The organism is Sphingomonas metalli (assembly GCF_014641735.1).
GTDB lineage: Bacteria > Pseudomonadota > Alphaproteobacteria > Sphingomonadales > Sphingomonadaceae > Sphingomonas > Sphingomonas metalli.
Window position 1 is genome coordinate 936,385 of record NZ_BMIH01000001.1, and the last position, 19,515, is coordinate 955,899.

Here is a 19,515-nt window from a genome sequence, read left to right on the forward strand (position 1 = left end):
GAAAGGGCGACAACTGCGCAAAGCCGATCCCACCAGTCCTAACGACGCGACCGCGCTAAACGAACCTTGAGCATGCGTTCGTCTAATTCCCTTTCACTCGAAGGGGTTGGATGAAGCGATGTCGAGGCACTGGAAGGATCGGCTGGAGCGGCAGAACCGGCTGTTCGACGCCGCGCTGTCGAACATGCTCCATGGCCTGTGCATGTTCGACCGCGACCACCGGCTGATCCTGTGCAACGTCGCCTATGCGCGGATGTACGACCTGCCCCCGGCGCTGGCGGAGGAAGGCACGTCGCGGGCCGCGATCCTCGACCATTGCGCCGCGCGCGGCTGCGGCCCGGCGGACATCGACGCCTATCTCGACATCGAGCGGGAGGCGCGCGCGAGCCACGCCCCCGCGGTGCGCAACATCCCCCTCGCCGACGGGCGGGTCATCAAGATCAGCCACTCGCCGCTCGATGGCGACACCTATGTCGCGACGCATCTCGACGTGACCGAGAAGGTGCGGGTAACGGAGGAGCTGGCCCGCGCCAACGATACGCTGGAGGCGCGGGTGCGCGAGCGCACCGTGCTGGTCTGGCGACAGGCCGAGGCGCTCGAACGGCTGCTCGCCCATGAGCGCGAGATCAACGACAACCAGCGCCAGTTCGTCACCATGGCGAGCCACGAGTTCCGCACCCCGCTGACCATCATCGACGGCGCGGCGCAGCGGCTGCTGCGCAACCGCGACCGCGCCGACGCGATCTTCGTCGAGGAGAAGGCGGTGGAGATCCGCGCCTCGGTCGCCCGGATCATCGATCTGATGGAGAGCATCCTCGTCACCGGCCGCCACGATGCCGGCGAGGGGCAGCTGAGCTACGACCGGATCGACCTCGCCGAGCTGATCCGCCTGTGCTGCGAGCGCCGCTCGGGGATCGAGGGCACCCATCGCTTCCATCTCGACCTCGCCCGGCTGCCCGACCGGATCGATGCGGACCGCTCGGCGCTTGAGCAGGTCTTCACCAATCTTCTGTCCAACGCCGTCAAATATGCACGCGACGCGCCCGATATCCATGTGCGCGCCTGGGCCGACGAAGACACCGTCGTGGTCGCGGTGGAGGATCGCGGCATCGGCATCGATGCCGAGGATCTGCCGCGGATGTTCCAGCGCTATTTCCGGGCGCGCACCTCCACCGGGATCGCGGGCACCGGCATCGGCCTCCACCTCGTCCGCCAGATCGTCGAGATGCACCAGGGCGTGGTCGAGGTCGCCAGCCAGCGCGGCCGCGGCTCGACCTTCACCGTGCGCCTGCCCCGCATCCGTCCCATCGCCGCGTCCGTACCTGCGACCGGCCCCCTTTCCGCCTGAGAGACGCCATCATGATCACCATCCTGTGCATCGAGGACGAGACCGCAATCCGCAAGTTCATCGTCGAGGAGCTGAAGGACGCCGGCTTCGCCACGCTGGAGGCGGCGAACGGCCGCGAGGGGCTCGACCTGATCGTCAGCGCCTGGCCCGACATCGTCATCTGCGACATCACAATGCCCGAGATGGACGGTTTCCAGCTGCTTGCGGCGATCCAGATGAACCATCCCGAGCTGACCAACATCCCCTTCATCTTCCTCACCGCGCTGACCGATCGCGACCATATGCTGGCCGGCCTGCGCGCTGGGGCGGCGGACTATCTGACCAAGCCAATCGATCTCGACCTGCTGCTCGCCAAGATCGAAGGCTGCATCCGCCAGCTGGAGAATGACAAGCGCACCGGCCGGGCGTTCTGAGCACGATCCTCCCCGTGGACGGGGAGGATCTGAGGGTTCCGCCTGCCTTCCTCCTCCAAATCCGTCACCCCAGCGAAGGCTGGGGTCTTCATGAGGCGAGTAAGGCACCTGCCCCGGAGAGACCCCAGCCTTCGCTGGGGTGACGATATCGGGATGGATAGCCCCGCCCCGCTATGGCAGAGCGTCGCGGATGAGGATCGTACCGTCTCCCGCCCCGCGCATGCCACGCGCCGCCGCATGACCGACAGCGACGTCCTGATCGTCGGCTCGGGCGCGGCGGGGCTGACCGCGGCGCTGAACCTGGCCGACCGGTACCGCGTGACGGTGCTCGCCAAGGGCGCGCTGAACGAGGGGTCGACCGCCTGGGCGCAGGGCGGGATCGCCGCGGTGCTGGAGCCGGGCGACACCTTCGCCAACCATGTCGAGGACACGATGGTCGCGGGCGCCGGCCTCAACGATCGCGGCGTGGTGGAGTTCGTGGTCGAGCGCGCGCCCGCCGCGATCGAGCGGCTGCGCGCGCTCGGCGTTCCCTTCGCCGAGGAGGACGGCGCGCTCCACCTGACCCGCGAGGGCGGCCATTCGCACCGCCGCATCGTCCATGTCGCCGACGCGACCGGCTGGGCGGTGCAGGTCGCGCTGCAACGCGCGGCGGAGGCGCATCCCAACATCACGCTCGTCCCCGATCAGGTCGCGATCGATCTGGCGACCGGTCGGCACGAGGAGCGCTATTCGGGCGCGGGCCGGGTCTGGGGCGTCTATGCGCTCGACCGCGGGACCGGCACGGTGCGCGTCCACACCGCGCGCGCGACGATCCTGGCGACCGGCGGCGCGGGCCGCACCTATCTCTTCTCCACCGCGCCGCGCGGCGCCACCGGGGACGGGATCGCGATGGCCTGGCGGGCGGGCGCCCGGATCTCCAACATGGAATTCATGCAGTTCCACCCGACCTGCCTCTACAATCTGGAGGTCAAGAACTTCCTGATCACCGAAGCGGTGCGCGGCGAGGGCGGTCGGCTGATCAATCCGGTCACCGGCAAGCGCTTCATGACCTATTACGATGCCGACCGGATGGAGCTGGCCCCGCGCGACGTGGTGGCGCGCGCGATCGACGCGGAGATCAAGCGCTATGGCCTCGACTATGTCCATCTCGACATCAGTCACCAGCCGCCCGATTTCGTGCGCGGCCATTTCCCCAACATCTACGAGAAGTTGATCGGCCTGGGCATCGACATGACGACCCAGCCGATCCCGGTCGTGCCCGCGCAGCATTATACCTGTGGCGGGATCGTCGTGGACCGGGACGGCCGCACCGACCTGCCCGGCCTCTATGCTGCGGGCGAATGCACCCAGTCGGGTCTGCACGGCGCGAACCGGCTGGCGTCCAACTCGCTGCTCGAATGCTTCGTCTATGGCGAGGCGGCGGCGGCGCATATCGCCGCGCACTGGGACGAGCTGCCCCCGCCCCCGCCGATCCGCGCCTGGGACGAGAGCCGCGTCACCGACTCCGACGAGGAGGTGGTGATCAAGCAGAACTGGACCGAGATCCGCCGCTTCATGTGGAACTATGTCGGCATCGTCCGCACCACCAAAAGGCTGGAGCGCGCGCGCCATCGCATCCGCATGCTCAACGAGGAAGTGTCCGACTATTACGGCCATTTCCGCGTGACGCCCGACCTGATCGAGCTGCGCAACCTGCTCCAGACGGCCGAACTGATCGTCCGTTCGGCGCTGCACCGGCACGAGAGCCGGGGGCTGCACTATACGCTCGACTATCCGCAGATGCTGGAGAAGGCGGAGGATACGGTTCTGGTGCCGTGAGGGAACGGGTGATCGAGAGGTCGCCCCAAGCGTCCGACTCACCTCATCGCGTTGCAGCATCGTCTCGTCGCACCCGCCGAAAACCGCCATTTCCCCCGCGTCCCCGCGCGATAAGGTCTCCAATCGGTGCGGGTGAAATCAATGCTTTTTCCACGGGCTGCGGCCCTCGGCCTGGTCATCGCGACGATCATGGGATGCAGCTCGGGCTCGCGGCCGGGTGCGACCGCCGCGGCCGCGCCCGCGCGGGAGGATGCGCCCGAAGTCTCGATCGCCATCCCGCCCCCCGCGCCGCGCCCGACCGCCAACGTGCCGGTCCGCCTGCAAGCCTCGATCGAGGCGCTCGCCCGCAATTTCGAGGGCCGGATGGGCATCGCGGTGCGGGCGGTCGACGAGGGCTGGACGGTCGAGGCCGGCGGCCGCCAGCGCCTGCCCCAGCAGTCGGTCTCCAAGCTCTGGGTGGCGATCACGCTGCTCGACCTGCGCGACCAGGGCAAGGCGCGGCTGGACGAGCCGATCACCGTCCGGCGCGAGGATCTGACGCTCTTCCACCAGCCGATCGCCTATCTGGTGAAGGGCGAGGAGGGGTTCCAGACCACGGTCGGCGGGCTCCTCACCCGCGCGCTCACCCAGTCGGACAACACCGCCAACGACCGGCTGCTGACCTATGTCGGCGGGCCGGAGGCGGTGCGGCGGATGATCGCGGCCAAGCGGCTGGGCGACATCCGCTTCGGTCCCGGCGAGCGGCTGCTCCAGGCGGGTACCGCCGGGCTGGTGTGGCAGCCCTCCTATGCGGTCGGCAACGGCTTCGAGATCGCGCGCTCGCGGCTGACCCTCGAACAGCGCACCGCCGCGCTCGACCGCTATGTCGCCGACCCGCCCGACGGCGCCGCGCCGCTGGCGATCGCCGACGCCCTCGCCCGGCTGGCGCGCGGCGAGCTGCTGTCGGAAACCTCGACGCGCATCCTGCTCGACACCATGGCCGCCTCCCGCACCGGCCATGCGCGGCTGCGCGCGGCGATGCCGGCGGGCTGGACGCTGGCGCACAAGACCGGCACCGGCCAGGATCTGGGCGGGCGCAATGCCGGGTTCAACGATGTCGGCCTGATCACCGCACCGGACGGCCGCCGCTATGCGCTCGCGGTCATGATCGGCGACACCCGCCGCCCGATCCGCGAGCGCCAGCAGCTGATCCAGAACGTCGCGGCGGCGGTGGCGGATTATTCGAGCAGCGCACCGGGTGCGGCGTTTACATTGGCGAATTGAGGCGGGCGGGGGCCAGCCCCCCCCCGCCGTCATTCCCGCGAAGGCGAGACATCTGCGAAATCATCCCGTCATGCCGGACCTGTTCCGGCATCCACGGCGCCGCAAACGCAGAAGCTCTTGGTTTTGTGGAACGGTGGATCCCGGAACAGGTCCGGGATGACGAGTGGAAAGGGTTGCCGTCCCGAATTTCGCAGCTGTCTTGCGAAGGCGGGGATCCAGACGCGCGGGAGGGTTCCGCATCGTTCGCCAACGTCGGAGAATATGGATCCCCGCCTGCGTGGGGATGGAGGGGGTTGGGTTAAGGGTCCGTGCAGGCTGGGGTCTCCCGGCGACGGAACGGTTGGGAGCAGCGGCGGGCCCCAGCCTGCGCCGGGGCGACGGATTGTGAAGCGGGTCGCCGGGTCGACAGAACGACACCGCCACCCCCCGCATCCCCTGTCCTCGCCCCCGCTTGTCCGCTAAACGGCGGACACCATGGCCCATCTCTATCTCGTCGACGGCTCCGGCTATATCTTCCGCGCCTATCACCGCCTGCCGCCGCTGACGAACCGGCTCGGCGAGCCGGTGGGCGCGGTCTATGGCTATACGACGATGCTGTGGAAGCTCGCCGACGCGCTCCATGCGGCGGAGGGACCGACGCATATGGCGGTGATCCTCGACAAATCGTCCAAGACCTTCCGCAACGAGCTGTACGACCAGTACAAGGCGCACCGGCCGCCGCCGCCCGAGGATCTCGTCCCGCAATTCCCGATGATCCGCGACGCCACCCGCGCCTTCTCGCTGCCGTGCATCGAGGAAGAGGGGCTGGAGGCGGACGACATCATCGCCTGCTATGCCAAGGCGGCGCTGGCGCAGGGCTGGCAGGTGACGATCGTGTCGGGCGACAAGGACCTGATGCAGCTGATCGAGCCGGGGCTCGACATGCTCGACACGATGAACAACCGCCGGCTGGGGCCGGAATATGTCGTCGAGAAGTTCGGCGTTCCGCCCGAGAAGCTGGGCGACGTGCTGGCGCTGATGGGCGATTCGGTCGACAATGTCCCCGGCGTCCCCGGCATCGGGCCGAAGACCGCGGCGAAGCTGATCCAGGAGCATGGCGACCTCGAAAGCGTGCTGGCGGCGGCGCAGGGGCCGGACTTCAAAAAGGGCAAGCTGCGCGACAATCTGATCGAACATGCCGAGGCGGCGCGGCTCAGCCGCGTGCTGGTGACGCTTGCCTGCGACCGCCCGCTGCCGGAGCCGCTCGAGGAGCTGGAGCTGAAGGGGATTCCCGACGCGCCGCTGCGCGCCTTTCTCGAGCATCACGGCTTCCGCTCGCTGCTGACCAAGCTCGGCCAGGTCGCCGAGGCCCCCGTCCCCGCTCCCGCCGCGGTGCCGATGGAGGAAGACCCGGCCTGCGATCACGACTCGTACGAGACGGTGCAGGACGAGAGCGCGCTCGACCGCTGGATCATCGCCGCGCGGCATCAGGGCTGGGTCGCGATCGACACCGAGACGACCGGGACGGACGCGACCCAGGCCGATCTGGTCGGCGTCTCGCTGGCGCTGCACCCGAACCTCGCCTGCTACATCCCGCTCGGCCATGGCGGCAGCGACCTGCTCGCCGAGACGCCGGTGCAGATCGACCGGACGGTCGCGCTGACCAAGTTGAAGGAGTTGTTCGAAGACCCTTCGGTCCTCAAGATCGGCCACAACCTCAAATACGACATGATCGTGCTGGGCCTGTGTGGCATCGCCGTTGCGCCGCATGACGACACGATCGTGATGAGCTTCGACCTCGACGCGGGCCTGCACGGGCACGGCATGGACGAACTGGCGGCGACGCATCTGTCGCACAGCTGCATCGCGTTCAAGGACGTGGTCGGCACCGGCAAGACCCAGCGCGGCTTCCACGAGGTCGATCTGAAGGCCGCCACCCGCTACGCCGCCGAGGATGCGGACGTGACCTATCGGCTGTGGAAGCGCTTCAGGGCGCGGCTGCCGGCCGAACAGGCGACCCGCGTCTACGAGATGGTCGACCGCCCCCTGGTGCCGGTGATCGCGCGGATGGAGACGCACGGGATCAAGGTCGATCGCGACCGGCTGGCGGCGCTCTCCGCCCAGTTCGCGGAGCAGATCGCCGAACTGGAGACCGAGGTCCATGCGATGGCCGGCGGCCCCTTCACCATCGGCAGCCCCAAGCAGCTGGGCGACGTGCTGTTCGAGCGGCTGGGGCTGAAGGGCGGGCGCAAGGGCAAGTCGGGCGTCTATTCGACCGACGTCACCGAACTCGAACGGCTCGCGCGCGAAAAGGGACCGGGGCACGAGATCGTCGCCAAGGTGCTCGACTGGCGCCAGCTGACCAAGCTCAAGAACACCTATACCGATGCGCTTCAGGCGCAGATCAATCCGCGCACCGGCCGCGTCCATACCAGCTATTCGCTGACCGGCGCGCAGACCGGCCGTCTGTCCTCGACCGAGCCCAATCTCCAGAACATCCCGATCCGCACCGAGACCGGCCGCCAGATCCGCGAGGCGTTCGTGGCGGAGCCGGGCAACGTCCTGCTCGCGGCCGACTATTCGCAGATCGAGCTCCGGCTGGCGGCACATATGGCCGACGTGCCCGCGTTGCGCGACGCCTTCGCCAACGGCGACGACATCCACAGCCTGACCGCGACCGAGCTGTTCGGCGAGGTCAATCGTGACACCCGCGCCCGCGCCAAGACGATCAATTTCGCGATCCTCTACGGCATCAGCCGCTGGGGCCTGGCTGGCCGGCTCGACGTGTCGGCGGACGAGGCGCAGGCGATGATCGACCGCTATTTCGAGCGCTTCCCCGGCATCAACCGCTATATCGCCGAGACGCTGGAGAGCGTGCGCGCGAGCGGCTTCACCACCACCCTGTTCGGCCGCAAGACCTGGTTCCCACGCATCAAGTCGAAGAACCAGGGCGAGCGCCAGGGCGCCGAGCGCGCCGCGATCAACGCGCCGATCCAGGGGACCAGCGCCGACATCATCAAGCGCGCGATGGTCAGGATGGAGCCTGCGCTCGCCGCGGCTGGCCTCGGCCATGTGCGGATGCTGCTCCAGGTGCATGACGAACTGGTGTTCGAACTGCCCGAGGGCGACGTGGAAGCGGCGAGCGCGGTGATCCGCGGCGTGATGGAAGGCGCGGCGGAGCCGGCGGTGCAACTGTCGGTGCCGCTGGGGGTCGAGATCGGCACGGGGCCGAGCTGGGGAGCGGCGCATTGATCGCGCAGCGCGGCAGCCGGCCATGCCCGGATGACTCGCGCCAGCGCGGCCGGCGGGCAGCGCCCGTCCGACGGCGTGGCTTTGCCACGGCGTGCGCCCCCCTCCCCCGTCACCCCGGCGAAGGCCGGGGCCCAGTTTGGGGACCTTGCCGCATCTCGCGAGCCGCCCCCAACTGGACCCCGGCCTTCGCCGGGGTGACGGTTGGTGGTCGGGCGGGTGCACCGCAAAGCAATTACCCACCCTCACCCTTCCCACCCGGCTGCGCCGGGCGGGCCCCCTCCCTCTCCCGATGGGACAGGGTGGGAGGCGCGCCGCGCCGGAAGGGCGAGGGTGTCGCCGGACGCCGCCCCCGATGACCCAGCCGAAGGACATCGACGCCCTCGCCAAGGGTGGGCGGACCAATATCGCCGGCTTCATCCTGCGCCTTGCCGCGCGCATCCCGTTCCTGTTCATCGCCGGCCGCTATTACGGACCCGATCTGGTCGGCCGCTTCGCCATCGCCGTGGTGGTGGTGGAGCTCGCCGCGCTGCTCGCCACGCTCGGCATGAAGCGCGGCCTTGCCCAGGCGCTGTCCGGGGCGGAGCGCCCGCATGTCCATATCGTATGGGATGCGATGGCGCTGGCCCTGGTCGCCTCGCTGATCGCCAGCGCCGTCCTGTGCCTGTTCCCGCAGATCATGTATCCCAACACGCCGATCACCGGGCTGGACCGCTGGCTGCCGCTGATCGTCGTCGCGATCGCCTGGTCCGACGTCAGCCTCGCCGCGCTCGCCTATCGCCTCAACGTCAAGGCGGCCGTAACCGCGCGGGCGGTGGTGGAGCCGTGGACGATCTCCATCGCGGCCTATGTCTTCTCCTTCTTCACCATCCGCGACGGACTGGTCCTCTCCTATGTCGCGTCGATGACCGCGGCGCTGATCGCCAGCATCGTGCCCTTCCTGCGCAGCTACGGCCTGCCCTCGGGCTGGTCGCCGCAGCTCCGCGTGCTGACCCGTATGGCGCGCGCCAACGCTCCGCTCGCGGGGGCGGACGCGCTGGAATGGGGCAGCCGCAATGTCGACCGCTTCATCCTCGGCCTGCTGTTCACGCCGGGGATCGTCGGCATCTATTATATGGCGCAGCAGGTCTCCTCGCTGCCGCAGAAGCTCAAGACCAGCTTCGATCCCGTGCTGGGGCCCGTCATCACGCGCGCGCTGGCGGAGAACGACCGCGCCGCGGTGGCGCGGCAGGTGCGGCAGGTCGCCTTCTGGATCATCGCGGCGCAGGGTCTGCTCGCGCTGATGGGCTCGATCCCGGGCAAGGCGGTGATGGGCGTGGTCGGCCCGCAATTCGTCGCCGGCACCGCCGCGCTCGCCTTCCTGCTCGCGGGCGAGGTGCTCGCCTCGACCGGGGCGGTGTGCGAGTCGGCGCTGGTCTACACGGCGCGGCATCGGAACCTGCTGATCTCGATCGCGATGCTGGCGTTTCAAATCGGGCTGAGCTTCGCGCTGGTGCTGGGGATGCGCGCGCTGGGCTGGCCGGTGATGGCGCAGGCGGCGGGGGTCGCGGTGGCGCTGGCGGCGAGCCTCGGCCTCACCTCGATCATCAAGGCGCGCCTCCTGCGCCATATCCTGTCCGCGCCCGTCTCGCCGCTGCGCTGGCCGCTCCTCTGGGCGGCGCTCGCGGCACTGGCGGTGGGCGGCGGGTTCACGCTGCTGCCGCACCGGCTCGAATGGGCCGAGCTGTTGTTCGGCGAGCCGGCGATCGCGGCGACCTACCTCTATATCCTGTGGCGCTGGGCCTTCGGTCCGGCCGACCGCGCGCTGTTCGGGCAGATGCCGAAGACCGAGGAGGCGACCCTGCCCAATGTGGGGGCGCAGATTCGATAGGGCTCGCTCCTCCCCGCCATGCGGGGAGGGGGACCGCCCGGCGCAGCCGGGTGGTGGAGGGGCGTCGCCACGAGCGATCCGTACGCGGCAATGCCCCTCCACCACCGCCTTCGGCGGCGGTCCCCCTCCCCACTTCGTGGGGAGGATCTGGATCAATGCCGGAAGTGGCGCATCCCGGTGAAGACCATCGCCAGCCCGGCTTCGTCGGCCGCCGCGATCACCTCGTCGTCGCGGATCGAGCCGCCCGGCTGGATCACCGCGGTCGCGCCCGCCTCGACGGCGGCGAGCAGGCCGTCGGCGAAGGGGAAGAAGGCGTCCGAGGCGACCGCGCAGCCGATCGTTCGCGGCCGGTCCCAGCCCGCCTTCTCGGCCGCGTCCTTCGCCTTCCACGCGGCGATGCGCGCCGATTCGAGCCGGTTCATCTGCCCCGCGCCGATACCGGCGGTGCTACCGTCCCTGGCATAGACGATCGCGTTCGATTTCACATGCTTGGCGACCGTCCAGGCGAAGCGGCAATCGGCCAGCTCCTGCGGCGTCGGCGCGCGGCGGGTCACGACCTTCAGCATGTCCTCGCTCAGCCGGCCATTGTCGCGGCCCTGCACCAGCAGCCCGCCGGCGATCGACTTCACCATCAGGCCGGGCCGCGCCGGATCGGGCAGCGCGCCGGTCAGCATCAGCCGCAGGTTCTTCTTGCGCGCGAACACCGCCTTCGCCGGGTCATCGGCATCCGGCGCGACGACGACTTCGGTGAAGATCGCCGCGATCGCCTCTGCCGTTTCCTCGTCGAGCGGGCGGTTGACCGCGACGATGCCGCCGAACGCCGACACGGTGTCGCAGGCGAAGGCGGCCTTGTACGCCTCCAGCTGCGTTTTGCCGGTCGCGACGCCGCAAGGATTGGCGTGCTTGACGATGACCACGGCCGGCGGCCCGTCGCGGAATTCCGCCACCAATTCCAAAGCCGCATCGGCGTCGTTGAGGTTGTTGTAGCTCGGCGCCTTGCCCTGGATCAGCGCGGCCTGGGCGATGCCGTTCGCGTGCGGCCCACGCGGCAGGTAGAGCGACGCCGATTGGTGCGGGTTCTCGCCATAGCGCAGCGGCTCGCCGCCGCGGGCAAAGGCGAGCGGCAGCGTCGCGGGAAAGGTCTCGCCCTGATCGGCAAAGGCGAACCACTGCGCGATCGCCGAGTCATAGGCCGCCGTGGCCGCGAACGCCTTGGCGGCGAGGCGGCGGCGGGTGGCGAGTGTGGTGCCCCCCGCCGCGATCTCGTCCAGCACGATCTGGTAGTCGGCCGGGTCGGTCAGGATCGCGACATGCGCATGGTTCTTGGCGGCCGAGCGGACCATCGACGGGCCGCCGATATCGATATTCTCGATCACCTCGTCGCGGGCCGCGCCCTTCGCCACGGTCGCCTCGAACGGGTAGAGGTTGACGACGACGATATCGATCGCGCCGATGCCATGTTCCTGCATGGAGGCGACATGCGCCGGATCGTCGCGCACGGCGAGCAGCCCGCCATGGACGACCGGATGCAGCGTCTTGACCCGGCCGTCCATCATCTCCGGAAAGCCGGTGAGGTCGGACACGTCCTTCACCGCCAGCCCCGCCTCGCGCAGCGCGCGCGCGGTGCCGCCGGTGGAGACCAGCTCGACGCCGTGGCGCGACAGTGCGGTGGCGAGGTCGACGATGCCGGTCTTGTCGGACACCGACAGGAGGGCGCGGGTGGCGGGAACCACGGAGTCGGAGGATGCGGTCATGGCCGCGCCCCTTGGCCTGTCAGAGCGCGCGCTTCAAGGCCCAGCTGATGCTCGCGCCGCCCGCCGGCGCCTCGCCGGTGACGACGAGCTGGGCGGTGGCGCGCGGCCGCCCCTCTCCGTCGATCCACAGGCTTTCCTCGATCGACAGCGCGCCGCCGCGGCAGCGGAACTGCCAGAGCGCACCCTTGCCCTCCCCGCCCGGCAGACGCAGCAGTGCCGCCTGTCCGTCGGCGGTGGGCGACGCCTCGACCGAGGGCGCGAGATGGAAGCGGACCGCGAAGGGCGCCGCGCCGCGCCAGCGCGGCCGGCGGCCGGCGGGCAGCAGCGCATCCTCGCCGCGCAGCTCGCGCCCGTCGTTCGAGAGCATCAGCTGGCGGCGGTGGAGGAAGCCCCAGCGGCGCACATAGCCGTCGTGACTGCCCTCGATCCGGCTGCCCGCTTCCGATTCCTGCCGCGACAGCTCGACCGCGGAGACGCCGCGCCCCAGCATCCCGTCGGCATGGATGGCGGTGGAGTTGCTGTCGCTGATCACCAGCGTCGAATGCGCGGCGGTGGTGCGCAGCCCGTCGAGCAGCGCCATCGGCATGTTCGCCATGGCGGCCCGTGCCCCGCCGCAGCCGACGATCAACCGCTGGTCCCCGTCGGAAAATTCGAAGGCGAGGGTCGAGGCGCAGCCCCCCTCCACCAGCCGGGCGATCGGCGGCGGCGCGGCGTCGACGATCAGCACCGCGCTGCCCGCCGCCAGCCGCTGATAGCCCCATTCGCGCGACTGGCGCAGCGGCCGGGTGCGCACGCCGCTGGCGGCGATCACCGCCGCGACCTCGTCGACGGTCGACGGCCCGGCGCCCTGCCAGCTCGCCAGCGCGCCGTCGCCGTGCATCACGCCGAGCAGCGCGGAGACCATGCGGGGCAGCGCCGCCGCCGCCGCATCGGGCAGCGCCATGCGCCGCGCGGCATAGCATTCGCGCAGCATCGCCAGCAGCGTGATCGTGTCGAGCAGCATCGCCGGGCTCCGCGAGACCGAGCCGCCGTCCTCGAACACGCCGCCCGCCAGCGCGCGGGCCAGCCCCGCCTCGCCGAAGCTGCGCCGCGGGTCGCCGCCGGGGATCAGCAGCCCCGCCGCGATCACCCCGCACCAGGCCGCGATCCGCGGCGCGCCCGGTGCCGCGCGATCGGCCCCGCGATCGAGGTGCCGTGCGCCCCGCGCCAGCGTGTTGAGCACGCGCGAGCGATAGATGAGGTCGGTCGAGGAGAGGATCAGCGGCGCATGCGCGGTGCAGAACAGGAGCCGCCAGCCCCACAGATCGGGCGCCCAGGCGACGCCGTTCACCCGCTCGGCATGTACCGCCAGCCAGCGCGCCATCAGCGCCTCCGCCCGCGGCGCCGCCTGCCCGCGGGTGGCGACGGTCGACAGGTCGCGCAGCCAGGCGAAGCTGTGGAGATAGCGCGAGAAGCTGGGGCTCCAGTCCGGATTCTTCAGGTCGAGCGCATGGACCGGCCGCGCCTCGCCCCGGAAGTCGAGGGTGCCCGCGATCAGCGCGCGGCCGCGCTTCGCATCGCCGGGAATGGGATCGTCGGGCACCGCGATCAGCTTCAGCGGATAGCGGCCCTTCAGCCGCATCGCGTGGAGCGGGGTGCGCCAGGTCAGGCGATAAAGGCGTTCCGACAGGCGTTCGGCGAGCGACAGGCCCAGGTCGCCGCCCACGCGCACCAGCCGCTTGCCTTCCTCGATCCCGTCGGCTCCGGGAACGAGCGCCCCCTCGTCCCTCACCCCAGGCGGGCCGGGTCGCCGCGCAGCGCGGCGATGTTAGCGGCATAGGCTTCGGGGCCGCCGCGGAAGACCGCCGTCCCCGCGACCAGCGCATCGGCCCCCGCCTCGATACAGCGGCGGGCATGGACCGGATCGATCCCGCCATCCACCTCCAGATCGATGGCGCGTCCGGTCATGTCGATCATCTTGCGGATCGCCGCGATCTTCTTGAGCTGGCTGTCGATGAAGTGCTGCCCGCCGAAACCGGGATTGACGCTCATCACCAGCACCAGATCGACCGTATCGATCAGATAGTCGAGCATCTTGGCGGGCGTGGCGGGATTGAGCACCACGCCCGCGCGCTTGCCGAGCGACTTCACGTGCTGGACGGTGCGATGGACGTGCGGCCCCGCCTCCGGATGGACGGTGATGCAGTCCGCCCCCGCCTCCGCAAAGGCATCGAGATAGGCGTCGACGGGCGAGATCATCAGATGGACGTCGAAGGGCTTGGCGGTGTGCGGGCGCAGCGCCTTCACCACCGCCGGGCCGATCGTGATGTTGGGCACGAAATGCCCGTCCATCACGTCGATATGGATCCAGTCCGCCCCCGCCGCATCGATCGCCCGCACTTCCTCGCCCAGCTTGGCGAAGTCGGCGGACAGGATCGACGGGGCGATACGGACAGGCTGCATGATCCGTCTCTAACAGGGACAATGGAACCGGCAAGCGTCCGCGTCAGTTAGGGCAGGTCAATTTTTGCGGGCAAGGCTCGCGATAAAGAATCCGTCGTTCCCGCCTGCGATATGGCCCGGCAAAATGCGGCCGGGCGTATCGTCCTTCAGGACGAAGTTGTCCCGGTCGCGCAGCAATGCCTCGATCTGCGCCTCCCCTTCTGCCGGCTCGAGCGAACAGGTCGCATAGACCAGCGTTCCGCCCGGCTTCACCCAGTCGGCGGCTCTCAGCAGGATGCGCGCCTGCAGCTCGGCCAGCTCTGCGACCAGCGTGGGGTGGACGCGATGCAGCACGTCGGGATGGCGACGGAAAATGCCGGTGGCGCTGCACGGCGCATCGATCAGCACCGCGTCGGCCGGTGCCGCCGGCGCCCAGTCGAGCAGGTTGACCTGCACCACCTGCGCCTTCAGCCGGGTGCGATGGAGGTTCTCGCGCAACCGCTTCAGCCGGTTGTTCGACTGGTCGACCGCGGTGACCTGCCAGCCGGCGGCGGCGAGCTGCATCGTCTTGCCGCCCGGTGCGGCGCACAGGTCGAGCGCATGGCCGCGCCCTGCGCCGATCGCGCGCGCAGGCAGCGAGGCGGCGACGTCCTGCACCCACCATGCCCCCTCGGCGAAGCCGGGCAGTTCGGTGACCGGGGCATGGTCGCCAGTCAGCCGGACATGGCCCGGCATCAGGCTCGTGCCGCCCAGCGTCGCGGACCATTGCTCGGTCGCGGACGGATCGGCCAGCGTCAGGTCGAGCGGCGGCGGCGCTGCGATCGCCGCCTGCGCGGCCTCCACCATCGTCTCGCCCCACGCCGCACGCCAGCGCTCCGCGACCGCTTCCGGCAGGGCCGGCAATGTCGGCAGCGTCGCCCCGCCACGCATCAGCGTGCCGAACACGCCATGGACCAGCCGCCGCGGCCCACCCTCGACCAGCGGCAGCACCGTGGCGATCGCGGCATGCGGCGGGGTGCCGAGCACCAGCGCCTGCACCAGCGCGATGCGCAGCGCGGTGCGCGCCTTGGCATCGGGGGGCAGCGGCCGCGCCGTCGCGCCGTCGATCAGCGCGTCGAGATCGGGCAGGCGCCGCAAGGTCTCCGCCGCGATCGCATGGGCAAGGCCGCGGTCCGGACCGTGCACCATGCGGGTGGCCGCCGGCAGCGCCGCCTCGATCGACTCGCCGCGGCGGAGGACCGCATCGATCAGCCGGATCGCGGCGCGGCGCGTGGGCACGCCGAGCGGCTCGGGCGCGTGGCTGTATTCGGTCAAGCGCGCAGCGTCCCGCGGATCATGTCGGTCGTCGATCGGTTCACTTCAGTTCGGTCCTCCGCCATCCTAGATGGAGGCGAACCGCCGATCCCGCAACGATGGAGCCGAGCCATGGGCCAGCGCCCCCCGCATGTGAAGCCCCCCGCCTATCTCTCCCCCAACCCGCCCGTGCCCGCGCCGGAAGCGGTGGAACGGCACGAGGAGAAGGACCCGCTGGGCCGCGACCCTGTGCGGTACGGGGACTGGGAGCTGAAGGGGATAGCGGTGGATTTCTGAGGGGCTTTCTTCGGAGGGCGCATGCCTCCACTCCGTTCGTGCTGAGCCCGTCGAGGCACTGACCTGCTCGCCGCTCGACTGATCACTCCAAACTTAATCTGGCGTATTCCCAGCAAAAGCTGGGATCTTCCATCTAGAGCGCAGAGCAAGAGCCGCAGGAGGCCCCAGCCTGCGCTGGGGCGACGGTTCCAACAGCTCAGGGGGAACGGAAGGGGTTGGTGGTGAGCGTGCCTTCCAGCTCTACCGTCAACCCGGACCTGTTCCGGGATCCACCCCGCCACGCGCGCTCGATCTGTTGCACGACGTAAAGCGTGGATGCCGGGAGAAGCCCGGCATGACGAAAGACCGAGACCTACTCCTCCCCGCTCCCCGGCTCCGCCATCTTGCGATGCTGCGCCGCCAGCACCGAGGCCGGCAGCACGTTCGCCATCACGCCCTGCACCTTGGTGCTCAGTCCCGAGAAGATCGACGCCTCGCCCTTGTTCATCGCGTCCCAGCCGTCCTTCGCGACCTTGGCGGGATCGCTCTTCGATTCGGACTGGCCGACCGAGGTGTCGAGCATGTCGGCGCTGGCGAAGAATTCGGTGTCGACCGGCCCCGGCTTCAGCGTCGTCAGCGTCACCCCGTCCGCCTCGCGCAATTCGTCGCGCAGCGCGTCGGTGAAATAGTCGATGAACGACTTGGTCGAATTGTACACCGCCTGGAACGAGCCGGGGATGTAGCCGGCGATCGATCCGGTCACCAGCACCTTGCCCGCGTTGCGCGCGACCATCTGCGGCAGCACCTTGTGCAGCAGATAGATGGTTCCGGTGATGTTGGTGTCGACCACCCGGCGCCAATCCTCGACCGACTGGTCGAGAAAGGCATGGCCGAGCCCCTTGCCGGCATTGGCGCAGAGCACGTCGACCTGCCGGCCGTTCGTGGCGGCGAGCAGCGTGTCCACGCCCTCGAGCGTCGACAGGTCCGCCACGACCGAGCGGACCTCGGTGCCGAACTGGCGGAAATCCTCGGCCGCCGCCTCGATCAGCGGCTCGTCCGCAACGACGAGGATGTCGTATCCGTCCTTCGCCGCCAGCGTCGCCAGCTCGAAGCCGATGCCGGTCGAGGCACCGGTGATGATCGCGAATGTGTTGGCCATGATCTTGCTCCCGATCGGGTCATCCCGGCGCAGGCCGGGATCTTCTGCTTGGCGGACGGAACGCCCGCCCCGTGGAGACCCCGGCCTTCGCCGGGGTGACGATTATGCAGTCCTCACGCCGCCGCCCGGTCCATCCCCGGCTTCAGCACGATCTTGGTCACCTCGTTCTGCTTGTCCTTGAACATCCGGTATCCTTCCGGCGCCTCCGACAGCGGCATGCGATGCGAGATGAGGAATTCGGTATCGATCTTGTCCTCCATGATCGCGTTGAGCAGCCCCGGCATGTAATGCTGGACATGGGTCTGGCCGGTCTTGAGCGTCAGCCCCTTCTCCATGAACGCGCCGAGCGGGAACTTGTCGACGAAGCCGCCATAGACCGCCGGCATCGAGACGCGACCGCCCTTGCGGCAGGCGATGATCGCCTGGCGGATCGAATGCGGGCGATCGGTGCCGAGGAAGGTCGATGCCTTGATCTGGTCGATGACGTTGTCGACGAACAGGCCGTGCGCCTCCAGCCCGACCGCGTCGATCACCGCATCGGGGCCGATCCCGCCGGTCATCTCCATCAGCGCCTCGTAGGTGGCGGTCTCCTCGAAGTTGATCGTCTCCGCGCCGAACCGCTTGGCGAGTTCCAGCCGGTGCGGGAAGTGATCGATTGCGATCACCCGCTCGGCGCCCATCAGGAAGGCCGACTGGACCGCGAACAGACCGACCGGGCCGCAGCCCCAGACCGCCACCGTGTCGCCCGGCTCGATCTGCGCATATTCCGCCGCCTGCCAGCCGGTCGGCAGGATGTCGGACAGGAACAGCACCTTGTCGTCGTCCACCCCGTCCGGGATCACGATCGGGCCGACATCGCTGAACGGCACGCGGACATATTCCGCCTGTCCGCCCGCATAGCCGCCGGTCATGTGGCTGTAGCCGAACAGCCCCGACATCTCGGTGCCGTAGAGCTCGCGCGCGATATCCTGATTGTCCGCCGGCAGGCCGTTGGGGCAGGCCGAATATTGATGCTTGCCGCAATGGAAGCATTCGCCGCACGCGATGGTGAAGGGCACGACGACGCGCTGACCCTTCTTCAGCGTCGACTTCGCACCGACCTCGACCACCTCGCCCATGAATTCATGGCCCAGCACGTCGCCCGCCTTCAGCGTCGGGATATAGGCGTCGTAGAGGTGCAGGTCCGATCCGCAGATCGCGGTCGAGGTGACCTTGATGATCGCGTCGCGGGGATTGACGATCTCCGGATCGTCGACGGTGTCGATGCGCACGTCGTGCTTGCCGTGCCAGGCCAGTGCTTTCACAGCCCCATCTCCTCGAACTGTTTGGGGTTCATCGCGGGGGTGGCGATCTCGCCCGTCTCCAGCAGCTGCTTGAAGCGGCGCAGGTCGCGGCGGGCCTGGATGGCGGGTTCGCGCTGGAACATCTTGGCGACCACCCGGCCGATAAAGCCGCCGGGCGGATCGTAGAGGATCACCGCGCTCACCACCGTGCCGCGCGCGCCGGCATCGCGGAAGCTGATCCGGCCCGAATTGGGCACGTCCGCTCCCTCCTCGCTGGTCCAGGCGATCAGCCGCTCCGGCTCTTCCTCGGTGATCCGCGCATCCCATTCGACCGTGCCGCCGCCGGGCGCCTTGACCACCCAGTGCGAGCGGCTGTCGTCGAGCACGTCGATCCGCTCGACATTCTCCATGAAGCTCGGCAGCTTCGCGAAGTCGCGGAAATAGGCATAGACCTCCGCGACGGGGCGGTTGATCGTGACGGCATTGCCGACCAGCGCATCACCCTGCGCTTCGGGCAATTGTCCGGCGGCGTCCGCGCCGGCCTCCTTGCGTTTCGAGGCGATCAGCGGCGCGTCGTCCGCCTGCGGATTGGCGAGATCGGTCATGGGAACCTCCGAAGTCCGGTCGGAAGTCCCAAGCGCGAGAGCCGATGATCTGTTCCGGATTTTCGCAAGACTTGATGAAGATCAAATCTTTACTTGAAAGCTGCGCCTTTCTTCTAAGATCCTCCCCACAACGTGGGGAGGGGGACCATCGCGCAGCGATGGTGGAGGGGGCGGCCACGAGCGCTGCGCCCGCGGCCCTCCCCCTCCACCCCGCCCTTCGGGCGCGGTCCCCCTCCCCGCGGAGCGGGGAGGATCGCATCAGTCCACCCGCCTCAAGTTCCTCGCATAATCCCGCCCCCGCGCGGCATAATGCGCCGCCGACAGCCGCAATCCCGCCAGCGCCTCCTCCGGCAACGCTCGCACCGCCCGCGCGGGACTCCCCACGATCAGCGTGCCCGGCGGGAAGCTCTTCCCCTCCGTCACCAGCGCCCCGGCACCGACCAGGCAGCCCGCCCCGATCGTCGCGCCGTTCAGCACGATCGCGCCCATCCCCACCAGCACGTCGTCGCCGATCGTGCAGCCGTGCAGAATCGCGTGATGCCCCACGGTCACGCCCGCACCGATCGTCAGCGGGCTGCCCGGATCGGAATGGAGCATCGCTCCCTCCTGCACATTGGTCCGCGCGCCGACCAGGATCGGGGTATTGTCCGCGCGGATCACCGCGCCGAACCAGATGCTCGCCCCCTCGTCCAGCCGCGCGTCGCCGATCACCTCGGCCGACGGCGCGATCCAGACCCCCTCGGCCAGGGTCGGCTGCGCCTCGCCGATCGCATAGCATGGCATG

General features: G+C 69.4%; 15 protein-coding genes. 7 read left to right on the top strand and 8 right to left on the bottom strand.

The window, feature by feature from the left end; translation table 11 throughout:
• Window positions 1-118: 118 nt before the first annotated feature.
• The 6 genes from IEX18_RS04770 to IEX18_RS04795 all read left to right on the top strand — a co-directional run bounded on the left by IEX18_RS04770 (window position 119) and on the right by IEX18_RS04795 (window position 9,940).
• Window positions 119-1,348 (top strand): sensor histidine kinase, encoded by a 1,230-nt coding sequence (locus IEX18_RS04770; protein WP_188657532.1) that lies wholly within the window; start codon window positions 119-121, stop codon window positions 1,346-1,348.
• Window positions 1,349-1,359: 11 nt separating this feature from the next.
• Complete coding sequence (locus IEX18_RS04775; protein ID WP_188657533.1) at window positions 1,360-1,761, top strand: response regulator transcription factor; 402 nt, start codon at window positions 1,360-1,362, stop codon at window positions 1,759-1,761.
• Window positions 1,762-1,998: 237 nt separating this feature from the next.
• Window positions 1,999-3,579, top strand: a complete 1,581-nt coding sequence (nadB, locus tag IEX18_RS04780; RefSeq protein ID WP_188657844.1) for an L-aspartate oxidase — start codon at window positions 1,999-2,001, stop codon at window positions 3,577-3,579.
• Between the two features lie 141 nt (window positions 3,580-3,720).
• A complete protein-coding gene (locus IEX18_RS04785) occupies window positions 3,721-4,842 on the top strand; it encodes a serine hydrolase (RefSeq protein WP_188657534.1) in 1,122 nt (373 codons plus the stop codon).
• Window positions 4,843-5,316: 474 nt separating this feature from the next.
• Window positions 5,317-8,073 carry a DNA polymerase I gene (gene polA, locus IEX18_RS04790; protein ID WP_188657535.1) on the top strand — a complete coding sequence of 919 codons (2,757 nt, stop codon included), beginning with the start codon at window positions 5,317-5,319 and terminating at the stop codon, window positions 8,071-8,073.
• 352 nt (window positions 8,074-8,425) lie between these two features.
• Window positions 8,426-9,940, top strand: a complete 1,515-nt coding sequence (locus tag IEX18_RS04795; RefSeq protein WP_188657536.1) for a lipopolysaccharide biosynthesis protein — start codon at window positions 8,426-8,428, stop codon at window positions 9,938-9,940.
• A gap of 152 nt (window positions 9,941-10,092) precedes the next feature.
• Here the strand turns inward: IEX18_RS04795 and purH are convergent, their stop codons facing one another.
• From purH to IEX18_RS04815, 4 genes are read right to left on the bottom strand one after another with little or no spacing between them, the layout of a single operon-like run.
• On the bottom strand, window positions 10,093-11,694 hold the full coding sequence (gene purH / locus IEX18_RS04800; RefSeq protein ID WP_188657537.1) for a bifunctional phosphoribosylaminoimidazolecarboxamide formyltransferase/IMP cyclohydrolase: 1,602 nt from the start codon (window positions 11,692-11,694) through the stop codon (window positions 10,093-10,095).
• Window positions 11,695-11,713: 19 nt separating this feature from the next.
• Window positions 11,714-13,465, bottom strand: a complete 1,752-nt coding sequence (locus IEX18_RS04805; protein ID WP_229664361.1) for a heparinase II/III family protein — start codon at window positions 13,463-13,465, stop codon at window positions 11,714-11,716.
• Entirely contained in the window at window positions 13,462-14,136 is a 675-nt protein-coding gene (rpe, locus tag IEX18_RS04810) for a ribulose-phosphate 3-epimerase (RefSeq protein ID WP_188657538.1), read from the bottom strand. Before rpe ends, IEX18_RS04805 begins: the two co-directional genes overlap by 4 nt.
• A 57-nt stretch (window positions 14,137-14,193) precedes the next feature.
• Entirely contained in the window at window positions 14,194-15,429 is a 1,236-nt protein-coding gene (locus IEX18_RS04815) for an RsmB/NOP family class I SAM-dependent RNA methyltransferase (RefSeq protein WP_229664362.1), read from the bottom strand.
• Window positions 15,430-15,540: 111 nt separating this feature from the next.
• Here IEX18_RS04815 and IEX18_RS04820 point away from each other — a divergent pair, with 111 nt between their 5' ends.
• Window positions 15,541-15,705, top strand: a complete 165-nt coding sequence (locus tag IEX18_RS04820) for a DUF1674 domain-containing protein (protein ID WP_188657539.1) — start codon at window positions 15,541-15,543, stop codon at window positions 15,703-15,705.
• A 352-nt stretch (window positions 15,706-16,057) separates the two neighbouring features.
• On the opposite strand, the gene IEX18_RS04825 is transcribed toward IEX18_RS04820, so the two are convergent.
• The 4 genes from IEX18_RS04825 to IEX18_RS04840 all read right to left on the bottom strand — a co-directional run bounded on the left by IEX18_RS04825 (window position 16,058) and on the right by IEX18_RS04840 (window position 19,514).
• Window positions 16,058-16,843, bottom strand: coding sequence for an SDR family NAD(P)-dependent oxidoreductase (locus tag IEX18_RS04825; protein ID WP_188657540.1), 786 nt, complete (start codon window positions 16,841-16,843; stop codon window positions 16,058-16,060).
• Window positions 16,844-16,956: 113 nt separating this feature from the next.
• Window positions 16,957-18,147 (bottom strand): zinc-dependent alcohol dehydrogenase, encoded by a 1,191-nt coding sequence (locus IEX18_RS04830; protein WP_188657541.1) that lies wholly within the window; start codon window positions 18,145-18,147, stop codon window positions 16,957-16,959.
• Window positions 18,144-18,731: an SRPBCC family protein gene (locus tag IEX18_RS04835; RefSeq protein WP_188657542.1), complete on the bottom strand. Its 588-nt coding sequence runs from the start codon at window positions 18,729-18,731 to the stop codon at window positions 18,144-18,146. The genes IEX18_RS04830 and IEX18_RS04835 overlap by 4 nt, the downstream gene beginning before the upstream one ends.
• A gap of 258 nt (window positions 18,732-18,989) precedes the next feature.
• Entirely contained in the window at window positions 18,990-19,514 is a 525-nt protein-coding gene (locus IEX18_RS04840; RefSeq protein ID WP_188657543.1) for a gamma carbonic anhydrase family protein, read from the bottom strand.
• Between the last annotated feature and the right edge of the window lies 1 nt (window position 19,515).

Excerpts from the sequence above, each read along its gene's own strand:
- IEX18_RS04770 (WP_188657532.1), top strand. The coding sequence starts at position 119 with ATGTCGAGGCACTGGAAGGATCGGCTGGAGCGGCAGAACCGGCTGTTC.
- IEX18_RS04775 (WP_188657533.1), top strand. The coding sequence starts at position 1,360 with ATGATCACCATCCTGTGCATCGAGGACGAGACCGCAATCCGCAAGTTC.
- nadB (WP_188657844.1), top strand. The coding sequence starts at position 1,999 with ATGACCGACAGCGACGTCCTGATCGTCGGCTCGGGCGCGGCGGGGCTG.
- IEX18_RS04785 (WP_188657534.1), top strand. The coding sequence starts at position 3,721 with ATGCTTTTTCCACGGGCTGCGGCCCTCGGCCTGGTCATCGCGACGATC.
- polA (WP_188657535.1), top strand. The coding sequence starts at position 5,317 with ATGGCCCATCTCTATCTCGTCGACGGCTCCGGCTATATCTTCCGCGCC.
- IEX18_RS04795 (WP_188657536.1), top strand. The coding sequence starts at position 8,426 with ATGACCCAGCCGAAGGACATCGACGCCCTCGCCAAGGGTGGGCGGACC.
- purH (WP_188657537.1), bottom strand. The coding sequence starts at position 11,694 with ATGACCGCATCCTCCGACTCCGTGGTTCCCGCCACCCGCGCCCTCCTG.
- rpe (WP_188657538.1), bottom strand. The coding sequence starts at position 14,136 with ATGCAGCCTGTCCGTATCGCCCCGTCGATCCTGTCCGCCGACTTCGCC.
- IEX18_RS04820 (WP_188657539.1), top strand. The coding sequence starts at position 15,541 with ATGGGCCAGCGCCCCCCGCATGTGAAGCCCCCCGCCTATCTCTCCCCC.
- IEX18_RS04825 (WP_188657540.1), bottom strand. The coding sequence starts at position 16,843 with ATGGCCAACACATTCGCGATCATCACCGGTGCCTCGACCGGCATCGGC.
- IEX18_RS04835 (WP_188657542.1), bottom strand. The coding sequence starts at position 18,731 with ATGACCGATCTCGCCAATCCGCAGGCGGACGACGCGCCGCTGATCGCC.
- IEX18_RS04840 (WP_188657543.1), bottom strand. The coding sequence starts at position 19,514 with ATGCCATGCTATGCGATCGGCGAGGCGCAGCCGACCCTGGCCGAGGGG.